Origin of the sequence: Uliginosibacterium flavum (genome assembly GCF_040566545.1) — a bacterium.
Classification (GTDB): domain Bacteria; phylum Pseudomonadota; class Gammaproteobacteria; order Burkholderiales; family Rhodocyclaceae; genus Uliginosibacterium; species Uliginosibacterium flavum.
Window position 1 is genome coordinate 92,385 of sequence record NZ_JBEWZI010000013.1, and the last position, 15,341, is coordinate 107,725.

Below are 15,341 nucleotides of genomic sequence, written 5' to 3' on the forward strand. Positions count from 1 at the left end.
ATAGCTGAAGAGCCGCGCAGGACAGACTTGAGCAGCATGGCAGGCTGTACAGGCCCACCCTGAAAGGCTCTTCAGGCGTGCATCACAAAATTTCCGTCACGATCACTCCGGGCCCTGCGACATACGCGTCAGGGCTTGAAATTCCTGTCGTTGAATTTGTTGTTGCTCTTCGTGATTTCCTTGATCTTGTTTTCGGGATCCACCAGCAGCTCGACCCAATACACCCCACCGGCAACCATGGGCTGACAGGCATACGCGCCGGTTTCGATGACCTGCCCGTTCTTGCCGATGACACCGTTCCAGACGGTGGTGCTCATGACCGTAATCTTCGGACCGAAACTTTGCGGCGTTGAGCCGAGGATCAGTTCGACCGGTCCCTGTGCATCGATCCCCCCGGCGTTCCTGACCAGGCCCTGAAAGCACACCTCATCGCCGCGGGGAACACTTTTCACGCCGAGCGCCTCCAGCTCGACCGATGCGCATCCGGCCAGCCCCAAAACCAGCAATCCACCAAGCCCTGCCTGTTTCATCTTCATCTGAACCTCCTTCGCAAAGTCAGTCTGAATCACCTCGCCAGGCCGCTTCAGGCGCGCCCGGCGTACATGTAGCGACGTGACCAATCGATCTGTTCCGCGCGACGTCCGGCCTTGTGGCAGAGGATCTGGTAGATCGACACCAGATCGTGCTCGAAGGCATGGGCGCAGCCGATCAGATAGACGCGCCAGATGCGGAAATTGGCATCGCTGACGAGACCACGGATGGTTTCATGCTGCTGCTCGAAATTCTGCGACCACAGCGTCAGCGTGCGGGCGTAATGGCGGCGCAGGTTTTCCACGTCGATCACCTCCAGCCCGCCTTGCTGAACGGCACGCAGCGCGAGGCTCAGATGCGGCAGTTCGCCGCCGGGAAAGACATAGCGGTCGATGAAGCTGCCGGCGCCGAAGGGCGTATCGCGGCTGGCCGGATCGCTGGTCGTAATGCCGTGGTTCAGCGCCAGACCATCGTCGGCCAGAAGCGCGTTGATGCGGCCGAAGTAGGCCGGCAGTTGCTTGAGGCCAACGTGTTCGAACATGCCCACGCTGCTGATGCGATCGAAGTGCCCCTCGATGTCGCGGTAATCCTGCAAACGGATTTCGACGCGATCCGCCAGCCCCGCCGCCTGCACCCTTGCCCGGGCACGCTCGTACTGATTGCGCGAGAGGGTCACGCCTACGCAGCGGGCACCATAGTGCTCAGCCGCGCGCATCACCAGCGCCCCCCAGCCACAGCCAATATCGAGCAAAGTTTGGCCTTCGCTCAGGCGCAGCTTGGTCAGGATGTGGTCGATTTTCTGGCGCTGCGCGCAGGCCAGGTCTTCATCGCCACACTCGAAATAGGCGCAGGAGTAGACCATTTCCGGATCAAGCCAGGTGGCATAAAAATCATCCGACACGTCGTAATGGTAGGCAATTGCCTGCGCATCACGCTGCCGGTTGTGGCGGAACAGGCGCAGGGCGCTGCCGAGCTGGCCAAGACGGTCATGCGTGCTGCGCGCCAATCCGAAGGCCAGCTCGATCACATCCGAGATGCGCCCTTCGATGTCGAGGGCGCCGTGCACATAGGCCTCGCCGAGGCGGTCCAGGCTGGGCCGCAGCAAACAGGCCAGCGCCGAGGCATCGTTGGCCCGCAAGGTGACGCGTGGTTCGCCCTGGTGGCCGATGTCAAATTCGCGTCCGTCCCACAAAGCCAGCCGCGCCGGCACGGCGATCTGCGGCCGCAACTGCGCCGCCCATTTCCCGAGTTGCCTGTCCCATGCCATGTTTTTCTCCCCCGCGTCAGGAAGCCATGACGGTCACCACCAGACGGCCCCTCACCCCGAGGAAGCCGCTGGCGCGCTCAACCCGGAATGCGCAAAAACTCCGCGCTCAGGCCTGCCACAGCGACGTTGCGTGTGCGCCTGAAAGCCAGGGACACGCCTGCTGAATCACATGAGTTGAACATAGCCAATCAGGATCGACTTGCAAGGCGCAGACGAGCCGCCGGACTTCAGGGCTGCTTTGGCGCGGGCAGACTCATTCGCACATCTTGCGAATTTCGTTCTCACGGATCGCCTCTTCAACCTGCTCCAGCACGGCCGCCACATCGACCACGCTTTCATCCAGTTCGACTTTACCGGTCAGCGGCGTTTCCGGAGTGAGCAGCCCGCCTTCGTACAGCGCCCAGATTTCCTTGCCGTATTGACTGTCTTTCAGACTCGGCGCGAAGGGACTGAAATAGCTGCGCAGATTGATCACATCGCGATCGAGCATCTCGGCCGCATTGCTGTGACTGGCGGCATCGATCGCCTGCGGCAGATCAATGATCACCGGCCCGTCTTCAGCGACGAGAATATTGAACTCGGATAGATCGCCGTGAATGATGCCGGCGCAGAGCATGCGCACGACCTGATTAATCAGGAAAGCGTGGTATTCCAGCGCGAGCTCTTCGCTGAGCGCCACGTCATTGAGGCGCGGCGCCACGTTGCCATCGGCATCCGCGACCAGATCCATCAGCAGCACGCCTTCGTGACACAGATGCGGCTGTGGCACACGCACGCCGGCGTTGGCCAGGCGATACAGGGCGTCGACCTCGGCGTTCTGCCAGACCTCTTCCTGCATCTTGCGGCCGTAGCGGCTGCCCTTCTCCATCGCCCGCGCCTGCCGGCTATTCTTGACCTTGCGGCCTTCCTGATAGGTCGCGGCCTTGCGGAAACTGCGCTGCTCGGCGTCCTTGTAAACCTTGGCACAGCAGATCTTCTCGCCGCAACGCACGACGTAAACCGTCGCTTCCTTGCCGCTCATGAGCTGGGCAATCACCTCGTCGATAAGGCCTTCCTCGACCAGAGGCTCGAGTCTTTTGGGAGTTTTCATGGGAAAAGAAGAAGATCCAAGCGGAAGCGCACTGTACAGGACGACAGGCTGAAGAGGCTCACTGCGCGGGCCTGTACAAGCAAGCAGGCTGGACAGCAAGGCGGGGAGCGGCTCTGCGAGACATGCTCAATTCAGAACAAGTCGATGCAAAGCACAAGGAGAGAAAGGAGAAAGTTGCGGGCTCCGGTATAATCCGCGCCTCGTTGCGAGGCAAGCCTTTAAAGCCTTAAAAATGGTGCCGGGAGGGGGACTCGAACCCCCACACCTTGCGGCGGCGGATTTTGAATCCCATTTGAAGCCCAAGCACACCAAGCATTTTCCTTAAGAATCAGCAAGTTGGCTTACCTCTAGTTCCTCCATTCTACCTAAAATTCCTTGTTCTTTGTCGCAAATTTGTCCCAAATTTGCGCCCTGCCCGTTTATTTTTGTCCCAAGTTTCCAACGCACCCTATCTATTTGAGCAAAAACGCAGATCGGTTTACCGGCGTTCAAGAGATGGAGCTATACCCCCCATAGCCCCGCTGGGGCGTGAATTGGAGATTACGCGGTGCAAGCATTACTCAACATAAAGGAGCTCGCCCGGTGTACGGGCTTGGCAGTCCAAACTATCTATAACAGGCTCAACACCTGTGGCGACTTGCCACCAGCCATACGACTCGGACGATCCTTGCGTTGGCGTGAGGAAGATGTTGAGTATTGGATCTCAACAAAAGTCGAGTTCTCTTCAAGCCACAAGCAGCAAGGCTTCGCCGCCCCCCTCTCCCGCCGAAAGCGTAGCTGAACCACAGCAACAGAGTCGTTCGCCTCGTAGATCTGCATGACCAACGAAACAACTCAGCACGCCACCTGTGCTGCACTTAATCTACAACACGCGTCAGCTTCCACTTTGCGGGTGCCAGCCGCACGCCTACCAACGCTGGGGCCGGCAGTCCGTCCATTTGCGAGCAAGGCGAGTTGGACGGATTGACCGGTGGGCGCTAGCCCACGGTCCGGCGGCAGCCGGCGGGGAGCCGCAAACGAGGAGCCGCTTCTGCGAGCGTAGCGAGTTGCGGCCCGCAGTGCAGTGGGGCGGAGCCCGACTCCCGGCGCGCTAGCGCACGGGCAAGGCGTTTCAGCCTCGACCGTCAGGGAGAGGGCCGCAGGAGGGGCGCGCAGCAACCCCTGGAACGCCTTGCCCGTGCGCTAAAGCGTCTCCGAAGGAGATGGCCGCAGGCCACACGGGAGTCGCGCAAGCGTCAGCGCGCAGGGGCGGCAAGGAGCGCAGCGACCCAGCCCCGAAGGCAAGCCCGGCAAGGGCGCGCAGGGCGGCAAGGAGGCTTTGCCGACCCAGCCCGGAGTCACCCGAAGGGTGCCTCTTGATTGCACTAGAGGGCCTCGAAGAGGCGGACTCTTCGCGCAAACCAGAGGAGTCACTATGCGAGCGCGCTGGATAGGCTTGAGGGTCACGCTTATTTGGATGTAGCAGGACGAGCTAGCGCACGGCCATTGAGGACGTTTTCCGCAGAAGTGGTTATGTCGCTATACGGCAGGGAGGGCCGCCGCCCGAACCTGAAAGATCTCGCCATGAACACATCCCTTAGCCACGACTCCATCCATCTGCGCCTGCAAAACGATTTGCAGGGTCTAAGTCACATTCAGAGCTTTGGGTGGCTTCGAGCGTCAGAGCTCGGACAGTTTATGTTTGCCCATACGAAATATCCTCGGCAAGCTGCCGAGCGCATGGTTCGCGGCTGGCTAGAACGCAAACTTATCATTGAGCGCCCCCTGCCCTCGATTGCTGGACGCGCACTCGTGCTCAGTGAAGCGGGAGCCCGCCTGCTACGCCAGCATGGCTCAGAAACAGCCAAGACGAACAAAGACTGGGGCCGCTTCGATGGCGGACTGTGGCATCCCGACCAGCAATGGGAACATGACCTGATGGCGGCGGGCATCCTTGCAAAATTAAGTGGCGATTTCCGCTCCGAACGAGAAGTTATTGCGACAGCAACGGCACGTGGCGTCGATCTGAAAAAAATACCAGACGGCCTCATTTGTATCGACGACACTTGGCTAGCGCTTGAGGTCGAAAATGCGAGCAAAACGGGTAAGGACATGGCTCACCTGGCCCACGGCATTGCTTGGTTTTGCAGCGGTACTGTGCCAGCACTTGGGGACATTCAAATCAAAGGTGCGGTTATTGCCCTAGACAAACACGCACTTGATGCAAGAGGCTGTCGCATCAACCACATGGCCCGGGTGACTAGCGCGCTGGAAAATATCATCTCGTCGTCGGTGGATGTGAAATTCCTGATTTTCGAGCGGCAAGGCTTTAGCGTCAGCAATTTCGTGATACTCAACGTCACCATTGAGTCTGTATCAGGAGCGCGAATCCGTAATTTTTTGGATCGAAACAACGCCTGGAATTTGGATTCTGGATACGAGTTGTGGGAAGCCACTTATATGGACGTGCGCGCAACTGTCTGGTTTGCCGCAGATAACGGCGAATGCTGGTGGGTGAATATAGAACCTAATGACCAGTGTCGGTATGAAATAAACACAATCGCATACCCCGTTGAAAGTGCCGACGCTGGAAAAATGAAGGCGTGTGAGCTGCTGTCGAAGGTGAAGTGGAAATAGGAGCTGGATGTCGTGCCACACATCAGACTCAAGTTTAGGTAGTTGCTGCCAACCAAGAAATGAACAAATCCCCGACAAAATACACCATTCGTCCTGGACTCTGTTCTTGTCCGCTTGCGACCCAGACCGTGTAAAAACGCAAACTTTCCTCGCAGTGTTGGCGCGTACTAAAAATAACTCAGGTTGCGTGTTTTCGTGTAGCCAAGAAAAATGAGCTTAAAGCCGAGAGCTGACTTCAAATCCTCCCTGAATTATTGGGTCGATGAAGACGCATTGCCTGGTTTTTTAAAATCGCGCAAAAAACACTCTCTTTGTTTCATAACGCGTTACGAAAACGCATTAACTATTGTGTTGGGTCGCAACAATTAACTCATAATTGCGCGCTGCTTCGGCCAAATTCTTTACACGGCTCTGGTTTGCGGTGCTATCCGAAAAAATGTAGGCGCTTATTTTCATAACGCGTTTCATCAGGTTAAATATTTTCGTAACGTGCTACGAAAACAACATTTAGTAGCGCAGAATTTAATAACGCGTTACGAAATCATCCTTAACGGCTGTGTTGCGCAGCAATAATTATTTCATCGTTTTGTGCCATTTTGGTCAAATCCCTTACACGGCTATTATTTGCTGTGCTATCCGCAAAATTGAGGCTTCGATTTTCATAACGCGTTTCATCAGGGCCTATGTTTTCGTAACGTGTTACGAAAATAACATCTCAGATTGCAGAATTTCTGAACGCGCTACAAAATCGGCATGAGTCTTTGTGTCGCGTCGCGAAAAGAATTTCATCGTTTCGTGCCATTTTTGGCTAAATTTTTTGCACGATTATTGGCTTTGTGGCTATACGCAAAAAGGAAGCCTCTGATTATCACAACGCGGTCGTTGTATCGGAGCCCCGCGCTTTCATAATAAATTATGAAAGCAGGCGTCAACTACATTAATAAATTAGCTGATTGGACGATAGCATGAAAGACCCTGAAGACACGAAAACGCTGGAACTGGGGGCCTTGGAACAAGCCGTGACACACCTTGGGCGCCCGAGGGTGCACGTTGACGCGGCGGCCCGACAACGGGCTTACCGCGATCGCAAGCGCGCCCAGAAAATGCCCGAAGCGATACCACCATTCCGTTGTTCTCCAGTCTGATTGATCTGAGCGTTCTGCCGGCGTGGCGACGGCGGTAAGTCCGTGTGGGTGTTATGAGTGACTTTGGTTCAGATTGCGACGGTAGGTGCTATAGGCGTGTAGAAACCGCCTCCTTTATATGTGCACACGCCGACGAGCGTTTTTTGGCCAGCACCGACATTCAACTGGATGATCTATTCCGTCTGTACTGTGTTGCTTACCGAGCGCTCAGTTTTGATTGAAGCTGAAACTCAGTTTTTCGATCCTTCGAACTCACCCTTTCGACCCTTTGTGGACGGACGGCGAAAAGAAAAGCAGACCTTCAGAAACCGTAGCCCTGCAAACCAAGCCACAAGCGCCTTTACATCAATGCGGGTCAGGCTGACGCAAACCAGTGGGAAACGGCCCAAGAAACGAGTTCAGATCAAGCACCCAGGATGAGTTCCGTAATACAAAACCAATCGCCCGTGGCTTTCCACTTCGGAGAATGGAATAAGTGACTCTATTCGTATCATAAGGCCGCGTCGCGCCCCAAAGGTCCGCAGCCTCTTCCTCGGAGATCCGCTTTGCTTCACGGAGCGATCTGCCGGCCTCCGCCCACCACTCGTCGGTTTGAGACTCATAAAACCGAAAACCGCCCCATGGATCGCTGATCAGGGCATATACAGCCTTTTTGTCTTTGGCGGAGAAAGCATCCGCCAACCGCTGTCTGGCGTCCAATACAGAGGGATCTTCATTCATCCCCCAGGCAAACGGTGTTATCGCAACCAACGCAACGAAAAGAAATGACCTTAGGCCGTAGGCGAATGACATGGGGCTTAATCTCCAATCATTGAAAAATGGAACACAGGGTTGGCGCGATCAGGAATACATTTCGAAGAGCCGCATGCACCCTACGAATATCCGCTTTCGGCTCTCAACAACGACCGTCCGTTCCAGGCCGACCTCTGCCTGATTGTACGCATTGGGCATCTGTTCCGCAGCCTCAGAGCCACCATAAGCTGTTTTCCAGGCCAAGCTGACTCTTTGCTGCCATTCAGACTTCAGGAAAGCTGACGCTCACGGCACAAATATGCGAACTGTTATAGCGTTGTTACTTGAACGACTTAATAGGGTGTTCCATCTTTATGCATGAACTGCCATTTTCCTTCGCTACCAAAAATAGCCTTTAGATCATCGTCAGGATAACTTACGGAATCTCCCGCGCTGCGGTCACCGATTTCGAGATATAAAACATTTGAGTTTGTTCTGTTGACGAGTTGATGGCCATTGCCAGTGCCAGCTTTAAATCCAGAACACATCCCCGGAGCAAGGGCCGTTTCACCTTGATCGGTTACGAGAACTGGATGGCCTTCAAGAATGTAAAGAAACTCATCCTGTGTTGCATGTGCGTGGCGAAGAGCAGAACCAGCGCCCGGAATCAACCGAGTGAGGTTGACGCCGAAGTTGGACAAACCAAAAAAATCAGCCAGAGGACGTTTTTCTCTCCCTGCCATGCGTGAGGCAAAAGGCTCTGGATAGTTGCTCGGCTTTGTTCTTGGTGAAATCTCCAAGGCGACAACTGCAACTGGCTCTTCCGTTTGAGACATAGAGACTCCGAAGACAGAAATATGCTAACGAACACACAACCGATTTCAAACCGGTGGTCAGTCGTATGGAAAGCCGACGATTAGCGATAGTAAAAGATAATGTTGTTTATGCCCGGAATGTCCCTGAACGGCAGCTTTGGACCCTAACCACGACGGTCCGCTCCTGGCCGGCTTCCGCCTGATTGTACGCATTCGGCATCCGTTACGCAGCCCCCAGGCCCCCACCTTCCGCTCCCACTGTCCGCATCCAAATCAAGCCAACCCTTTGCCGCCGGTCAGGCTTTTGGAAAGCGGACGTTTTAACGTTTGACGTGAGGGGCCGCCGTAGCGGCAAAGCCGCGAAGGAAACCTGCAAGTGCAGCTTGCAGGCGGTCCGTCTCGACGGAATGGTTAGGCATTCGCATCGTCACAAGCCCGCCACCATTGTGGCCCAGACGTGATCATCGATTTCGCGCGACTCAGACCTTGCGTTGTACGAGAGACGAATCAAGACCGAACCCGATGCGACAGCCAACGAGTAAATCTTTCGCGAGCCAATCTCAAAGGTTATAGAGGCAACTGGCACCCCGCGTACTTCCTGCTTTGTCAGCTGGTAGTTTTTGGCCCCCGCCGCTGCGATGCTCTGAGTTGCTTCTGGGCTTTCAAACGAAAAGACTCTTCGCTTTTCGTCGTAGTAATCGGATGGCGAGGGGCGGATCGAGACTACGGCGCGTTTCGCTCCGTTGAAATCCCCGTTATCCTTCAGTTGTGATTCATCGTCTTTCGCGCAAAACACAACTACGCCCTTAAACTTCTCTACGCGCACGTAATCCGCAGGGAGCGTAAGAGTAAGTGGAAGATTCACGCCCAGTTGCGAGAACGGAACTGGGCGGTTGTCTGGTTGTACTTCCTGGGCCAATACTGCGGAAGGCAGGGCAAGTAGCGCCAACAAAAGGAGCAGATGTCGAATTTTCATGGTCAATTATGTGATGCCTAACGTGGAAGTAAGCGGACGCCGGAGCGCGAAGCGCGGAGGGAACCACAAGCGCAGCTTGTGGCGGTCCGCTTGACTGTAGGGTTGGGCGTCATGACCTCACTCCACCGCGCCCCGCTCTTTGACGATGCTTTGTGCAAGTTTCAATAGTTCATATGACCAGTCAAAGTAGCCTTCGTAGGCTTGCTTGATGGCCTCTTGCTTGTCGGGTGCTAACGACGACAGCAGATCCAACATCTCAGCTGCCGGAATGTCACTGTTCTGCGTATTCCATTCAGTCGTCGAGTGTCCCTTTGTCCAAACGACTCTTGCCTTAAGGACGTTCGTTGAGCGGCCACCAGCGAGTTTCTGTGGTTGATCCAAAATTGCTTTTACCGCACTTCTGATTCTTGTCGCTTCATCAATAGCAATTGGCCGCGGACTGCCCTTCCTTGCATGTGCCCCTATACCAACTGCGTCTCCTACGCAGAGCGTCGCAGTGTCGCCCTCGAACTCGACAGCAAAAACAAAAGCTTCACCGCTAAAACAGCCTTGAACTCCAGCTTCGACGAGGAGGGATTCAAACTTCGGTTTCATGACGCCCAACGTAGAGCTAACCGGCGCTGCGCGGCTTTATCGCGCAGCGTCCAGCGACCAAAGGGAGCGAGGTTGAGCGCCGGGTTAGACGGTGAGCCAAAGCAACGGATGAAGTTTGGCTGGCAGATAGAAGTGATGCCCAAGATGCGATGGGATAGTGAGGATTTTGTTTCTGAATTTTTGATCATTCGCCAACTGTGTCTATAAGATCGGAGAGGAGTTCTTCAAATTCATCATCACCGACAGAGTTTACTTCTTCGGGAAGGAGATACACGCTCCTCGCGTCAAGATTAGCAATTAGAGCTTCTGATACTCCCTCGTTAAGTTTCTGTTCAGACCAACGTCGATAACTGGGAATCTCGACGAGTGCGTAGTCTCGTGCTCGCTTTTGCAGATCGAGGACGCGAATTGCGATTTCTTTGTCGGTAGCCATATATGCTCCGTGTAAATAAGTGGCCGTCTAACGTAGAGCTAACCGGCGCTGCGCGGCTTTATCGCGCAGCGTCCAGCGACTGAAAGGAGCGAGGTTGAGCGCCGGGTTAGGCCGCATTTGAGCGCTCCGTGGCCCGCGTCTTGGCAACTGCAGCCCATGTAGCTTCATCTGGGTCAAGTTCAGGAAATGCCCGAACGGCGGGGTTAATGATTTCTATAGTCACCTCACCCATCACGCGACCAAAGGCACACCTCAAACTCTCCTGATCCTGTGGGGGAAGGCCAATAAGCGCTTCGCACAGTGCGTCGTTCAGCGCCGCCATTGCATCAATTCCGCCATCGCGTACAAGCCGAGCACAGTTGAGAGTAGGTGGTGTCATTGGTGATACCCGGGTGATGTGGATTAGCGTTGCGGCCTAACGTTTGAGTTCAGCGGACGGCATCTTTTCGCCGGTTCGCTGGAATGATGAGTTAGGCCAATTTTAAAAATTATTAATAAACGTTTTTTTATCTTGAGTTTCGGGGGCGATTTCTCGGCGCACGAAATCTCTTTCATCTTGATCGGAGAGTGGATTGTTTTGATCTATTTTTTTGTTTGCATTGAGCATTGGGGAAAATGAAAAAATAAAAATTAGTGCGATGATTAATAAGAAAATTGCCGGTGCTACTGCGGCGCCGAGTATTATAAATACAAATGTGACCTGAATTCCAACAAAAAACACAAGTGTCGCCAAAAAAACAAACCTTCCAGTGCAATGAAGTAGCAGTCTAAAGAAGCCTATAGCTGTTTTCTTTTCATAAAAACGAGGGAGGTTTGCTCCGGCCAGCGCTGCGCCAAGTAATGTAAGTGTTAGCCATGCCGAAGGACCAGCATTTAGTATCGAATTGATTGTCTTCATGATGGCCGGAGTCGATTTTTCCTAACGTGGAAGTGAGGGGGCGCCGAGCGTAGCGAGGGAAGCCAGCTTGCTGGCCGTCCCCTCGACTGCAGGGTTAGACGTCTTTGGCGCAACACTCATTGTTTAGCGACCTTATCGTGGCGGTGGTTCTTTGCCCGCTGCGATTCGATTAAAAACCAGATCCGGATCTTTTTGGCACCAGTAATCGAAAGTGAGGCTTGGTCTTGTGGTGTCCAGAACCTCACTGACGACAACACTCAAAGAGACTCGTAGTTTTGGTTCTTTCCATTGTTGAGCCAGTACCCCTAGCGGGCTTGGTCCTTTGCCAGAACAGCTAATGATCCATGTGGCTTGACCGCCTGCAATACCTGGCAGATAGCTACGCTTAACTTGCTCTAGAACCTCACCAATACTCACTTGGCTTTCAACTTGGATAGTTGATGCGTGAGACTCTAGATCGTCACCGGGATGAACACTATCTCGATTTAAGTGAACAGTAAGCGGCATATCGGAAACGGAAGACGTCTAACGTTTGACGTGAGGGGCAGCCGGAGCGCGTAGCGCAAAGGGAACCAACAAGCGCAGCTTGTGGCTGTCCCTCTCGACTGTAGTGTTAGACCGCATTGTCACGGAGTCTCTGCTCCACTAATGGTCCGATGGCACACACAACATTGTGATGTGTTTCGCATATAAGCCAACTCAGATCTTTGGCAACCAAATAATACTCGAAGGCATAGCACTGAGAGATAACCTCAGAAGCAATACGTGGTGTTGTTTCGAATACAGGATAATGCGGAAGTGCGCTCTCTTCAGCAACAAACCAAACCTTTTCATTTTCGCTTGGTGCAATACTCGGAAGGTACTTCCAGCCATCACCATTGCTGAATTGAACGGAAGCTCCTGGTTCGCGAAAAGATTCCCACCACCATGCGCGATCACCTCCGGATACAAAACGGTTCAACGCTGAATTAAAAACTTCAAGGCTCTGACCGTCTGGAAGCAAGCACATTGCATCTTGCGGCAGCTTCAAGACGGCAACCGCGTTTCGGATTTCATCGACGACAGTATCCATTTTTATTGCGGTCTAACTATCTATTTGAACAGCAATTCTGCTGTATAACTCCGGCAACTGCTGGATAACATTCCAACACTGACCGGCCGGAGAGTGGCTTGCATTTTTACTCTTGGCGACTAAGCTGTATTTTTATACAGTATTAAATAGGTCATGAAAAGCAGCACGCCCGTTTTGCCACCCTTGACCAAGGTAAAAGTGCTCGATCAGCTGCGCGAGCGCATCCGCTACCTTCACTACAGTCTAAGGACTGAGAAGGTATATGTCTATTGGGTGAGGCTGTTTATCCGCTTCCATCGATTGCGCCATCCGGCGGAGATGGGCGCTACCGAGGTTGAGCAGTTTTTGAGCTGGCTTGCGTCGGAGCGGCAGTTGTCTGCGGCCACACACAAGCAGGCGCTGTCCGCCCTTCTGTTTTTCTACGGAAAGGTGCTTGGCGTAGATCTGCCTTGGCTAAATGAAATTGGCAAACCTCGCGTAAGGCATCGCTTACCGGTTGTTTTATCGGCTGAGGAAGTCGCGCGCATCCTATGTCTGCTGGACGGTGAGCATCGCCTGTTCGCGCAGTTGCTCTACGGCACCGGCATGCGCCTGACAGAGGGTTTGCGACTGCGCGTTAAGGACATAGATTTCAGCCACAACGCGATCATCGTGCGCGAGGGTAAGGGCGGCAAGGATCGGGTGGTGATGCTGCCACAGCGTCTTATACCGAGCTTGCACGAGCAGATGGCACGGGCTCGGGTTCTGTGGGAGGCCGACCAGGCGGCGGGAAAGGGTGGGACGGAGATGCCGTACGCGTTGGAGCGCAAGTATCCGCATGCAGGCGCCTCTTGGGCCTGGTTCTGGGTGTTCCCCCAGGATGCCCTATCCCGTGATCCACGCTCCGGCATCGTGCGCCGGCATCACATGTACGACCAGACATTCCAGCGTGCTTTCAAGCGTGCCGTGCAAAGTACTGGCATCGCAAAGGCCGCCACGCCACATACCTTGCGGCATTCCTTTGCAACCTCGCTGTTGCAGTCCGGCTACGACATCCGGACCGTGCAGCAGTTGCTGGGTCACGCCGATGTAAAGACGACGATGATCTACACCCATGTGCTGAACGTCGGAGGAATGGGGGTGCGTAGTCCGATGGATGCGCTGCCAGTGCTCAGTCAGCCGGGACATGCAACATAGTCCCAGTGCCGTTGAGGCGACCGCTCAGTGTTGCGCAGCGGACGTTCCTTTGGGCGACTTCGCATGGAGGCTTTGGCAGAGCAGCACGCGTAGGCTGTCTGGCTGGTTTCAAAGTGAAGCGGCCATCTGATTGGCCGCTCTGGGGGATGTGCGACTGGCAGCTCATGGCCGATTGTACGCATTCGGAATGCTCCCCGAAAGCAGCCCTTCGTTCATTGTGCCAAGAATAAGACTCCGATCAACAAAAGGAGTCATGTCATGGAATCAACACTTCATCGGGAACCGTGGAACAAAGGCAAACTGATAGGACAGAAGCCTCCGCTCAAGCCCAAGGACATCTGGGCAATCCGGATCCATCTACAGAAGGAAGGTCTGGTTCGGGATCTTGCCATGTTTAACTTGGCAATCGATAGCAAGTTACGTGGTTGTGACCTCGTCAACCTGCGAGTGCGCGACATCACCCATGGTCATCAGATTCTTATGAGGGCAATGGTCGTGCAGCGAAAGACTCAACGCCCCGTACAGTTTGAGCTGACGGAACCAACCAGAGCCGCAGTGACCGCATGGATTGAGAGGGCGCATTTGCAACCCGAGCAGTATCTGTTCCGCAGTCGTCTCAGGGCATCAGAGCACGTCTCAACGCGCCAGTACGCAAGGATTGTCCATCAATGGGTAGCCGCCGTTGGGCTTGATCCGACGGTCTATGGCACGCACACAATGCGACGAACCAAAGCAACGCTGATTTACAAACGCACGAAAAACCTGCGCGCAGTTCAGTTGTTGCTTGGGCATTCCAAGCTGGAGAGTACCGTTCGCTACCTTGGTATCGAGGTCGATGACGCCCTTGAGATTTCGGAGCAAACAGAAATCTAGCCCATAAGGGTCAGCCGCTCGACGAACACGAGCGGCTGCTTTCAGGAACGATGCTGAATGCGTACAATCGGCCAGAAGCGGCCGGTCGACACTTCTACGAACTTGCCATTCGGATGACCGTTTCAATTCAGTTAGCCGCTCTTCACCTTGCAGGTAAAATGTGGCCCCAAGCTTGCATTCGTTCAGTGCCGATTAATAATTATTGCCGAGGAACATCATGTCTTGGGAAGCGCTAGCCCTTGTTTTAGCCATTCACGCCGCTGCTCTTATCTCACCGGGGCCGGATTTCGCCATCGTCACGAGGTTGTCTATCGTTTCGGGGCGTCGCACGGGGCTCTGGGCTGCTGCGGGTGTTGTTGTAGCAATAGGAGTTTATGTCTTAGTTTGTGCTCTTGGATTATCCGTTGTTATTGCAGCTCTGCCGTGGCTCTCAAAAGCATTATCAGTGACCGGAGCCCTATATCTTGCATGGCTCGGCATGCAGTGTTTGCGCTCCAAGGGGGAGTTACCGGAAACCCGTTCTGAAAGTGCTGGTAGCAAAGCGTTCATCACGGGGTTCCTCACCAACCTCCTCAATCCTAAGGCCATGCTTTATTTTGGCTCCATCCTCTCTCAAGTGCTGACACCCGACCTCAGCACAACAGATACGACAATTCTCTGGGGGCTATTGGTTGGCGAATCCTTTCTATGGTTCGGACTGGTCGCTGTTTTATTTTCATCACGTCGGGTTCTCGAATGGCTTCGTGGGCGGTTGATCTGGTTCGATCGACTTATCGGTTTGGTGCTCATAGGTTTGGCTGCCAAAGTGGCAATGTCGGCATCCCGATAAATTTTCGTTATCAGGAGATCGTAGTCGCAAAAAAATTCGAGCGTTTTCTTTTTGCAAATTCAACCGCTGAGGCGCAGAAATTTGTCACGCAGCTTGCAGGGATGAAAGACTGCTCCATGGTGCGGAAGTTGCCGTTGATAGAGAACGGAGACGAATGGCTCTTGTGGGTCGGCTTGATTCTGATGCGGACAATGGAAGCAGCCAGTGGTGGCCTAGGGCATACCATTCCACACAACTCATAACGCATAAATCGCCTTCAGCTTCTCAGCCCCTCTGGCGAAGCTGCTGACTCGG

Annotated in this window: 15 protein-coding genes; 5 read left to right on the forward strand and 10 right to left on the reverse strand. The window is 54.2% G+C overall.

What is annotated here, in order from left to right; genetic code table 11:
- Nucleotides 1-128: 128 nt before the first annotated feature.
- The 3 genes from ABXR19_RS13210 to ABXR19_RS13220 all read right to left on the reverse strand — a co-directional run bounded on the left by ABXR19_RS13210 (nucleotide 129) and on the right by ABXR19_RS13220 (nucleotide 2,888).
- Entirely contained in the window at nucleotides 129-536 is a 408-nt protein-coding gene (locus ABXR19_RS13210) for a hypothetical protein (protein ID WP_354601607.1), read from the reverse strand.
- A gap of 47 nt (nucleotides 537-583) precedes the next feature.
- Entirely contained in the window at nucleotides 584-1,798 is a 1,215-nt protein-coding gene (locus ABXR19_RS13215) for a class I SAM-dependent methyltransferase (RefSeq protein ID WP_354601608.1), read from the reverse strand.
- 253 nt (nucleotides 1,799-2,051) lie between these two features.
- On the reverse strand, nucleotides 2,052-2,888 hold the full coding sequence (locus ABXR19_RS13220) for a PA4780 family RIO1-like protein kinase (protein WP_354601609.1): 837 nt from the start codon (nucleotides 2,886-2,888) through the stop codon (nucleotides 2,052-2,054).
- A 547-nt stretch (nucleotides 2,889-3,435) separates the two neighbouring features.
- Between ABXR19_RS13220 and ABXR19_RS13225 the strand changes: the two genes are divergently transcribed.
- Nucleotides 3,436-3,669: a helix-turn-helix transcriptional regulator gene (locus tag ABXR19_RS13225; protein ID WP_354601610.1), complete on the forward strand. Its 234-nt coding sequence runs from the start codon at nucleotides 3,436-3,438 to the stop codon at nucleotides 3,667-3,669.
- A 782-nt stretch (nucleotides 3,670-4,451) separates the two neighbouring features.
- Nucleotides 4,452-5,504: a hypothetical protein gene (locus ABXR19_RS13230; protein ID WP_354601611.1), complete on the forward strand. Its 1,053-nt coding sequence runs from the start codon at nucleotides 4,452-4,454 to the stop codon at nucleotides 5,502-5,504.
- A 1,490-nt stretch (nucleotides 5,505-6,994) separates the two neighbouring features.
- On the opposite strand, the gene ABXR19_RS13235 is transcribed toward ABXR19_RS13230, so the two are convergent.
- The 7 genes from ABXR19_RS13235 to ABXR19_RS13265 all read right to left on the reverse strand — a co-directional run bounded on the left by ABXR19_RS13235 (nucleotide 6,995) and on the right by ABXR19_RS13265 (nucleotide 12,169).
- On the reverse strand, nucleotides 6,995-7,441 hold the full coding sequence (locus tag ABXR19_RS13235; RefSeq protein ID WP_354601612.1) for a hypothetical protein: 447 nt from the start codon (nucleotides 7,439-7,441) through the stop codon (nucleotides 6,995-6,997).
- Nucleotides 7,442-7,734: 293 nt separating this feature from the next.
- Nucleotides 7,735-8,217 carry a cupin domain-containing protein gene (locus ABXR19_RS13240; protein ID WP_354601613.1) on the reverse strand — a complete coding sequence of 161 codons (483 nt, stop codon included), beginning with the start codon at nucleotides 8,215-8,217 and terminating at the stop codon, nucleotides 7,735-7,737.
- Nucleotides 8,218-8,623: 406 nt separating this feature from the next.
- Nucleotides 8,624-9,172 (reverse strand): hypothetical protein, encoded by a 549-nt coding sequence (locus ABXR19_RS13245; protein ID WP_354601614.1) that lies wholly within the window; start codon nucleotides 9,170-9,172, stop codon nucleotides 8,624-8,626.
- A 117-nt stretch (nucleotides 9,173-9,289) separates the two neighbouring features.
- A complete protein-coding gene (locus tag ABXR19_RS13250) occupies nucleotides 9,290-9,766 on the reverse strand; it encodes a hypothetical protein (RefSeq protein ID WP_354601615.1) in 477 nt (158 codons plus the stop codon).
- 184 nt (nucleotides 9,767-9,950) lie between these two features.
- Nucleotides 9,951-10,199 carry a hypothetical protein gene (locus ABXR19_RS13255; protein WP_354601616.1) on the reverse strand — a complete coding sequence of 83 codons (249 nt, stop codon included), beginning with the start codon at nucleotides 10,197-10,199 and terminating at the stop codon, nucleotides 9,951-9,953.
- A gap of 481 nt (nucleotides 10,200-10,680) precedes the next feature.
- Nucleotides 10,681-11,097: a hypothetical protein gene (locus ABXR19_RS13260; protein ID WP_354601617.1), complete on the reverse strand. Its 417-nt coding sequence runs from the start codon at nucleotides 11,095-11,097 to the stop codon at nucleotides 10,681-10,683.
- Nucleotides 11,098-11,710: 613 nt separating this feature from the next.
- On the reverse strand, nucleotides 11,711-12,169 hold the full coding sequence (locus ABXR19_RS13265) for a DUF6756 family protein (protein ID WP_354601618.1): 459 nt from the start codon (nucleotides 12,167-12,169) through the stop codon (nucleotides 11,711-11,713).
- 153 nt (nucleotides 12,170-12,322) lie between these two features.
- On the opposite strand from ABXR19_RS13265, the gene ABXR19_RS13270 reads away from it, so the two are divergent.
- The 3 genes from ABXR19_RS13270 (at nucleotide 12,323) to ABXR19_RS13280 (ending at nucleotide 15,047) form a co-directional block, all read left to right on the forward strand.
- The gene (locus ABXR19_RS13270; protein ID WP_354601619.1) at nucleotides 12,323-13,345 is read left to right on the forward strand and encodes an integron integrase; all 1,023 of its coding nucleotides are present in this window, start codon (nucleotides 12,323-12,325) and stop codon (nucleotides 13,343-13,345) included.
- Nucleotides 13,346-13,603: 258 nt separating this feature from the next.
- Entirely contained in the window at nucleotides 13,604-14,218 is a 615-nt protein-coding gene (locus ABXR19_RS13275) for a tyrosine-type recombinase/integrase (protein WP_354601620.1), read from the forward strand.
- Nucleotides 14,219-14,435: 217 nt separating this feature from the next.
- Nucleotides 14,436-15,047 carry a LysE family translocator gene (locus ABXR19_RS13280; RefSeq protein ID WP_354601621.1) on the forward strand — a complete coding sequence of 204 codons (612 nt, stop codon included), beginning with the start codon at nucleotides 14,436-14,438 and terminating at the stop codon, nucleotides 15,045-15,047.
- Nucleotides 15,048-15,341 lie beyond the last annotated feature (294 nt).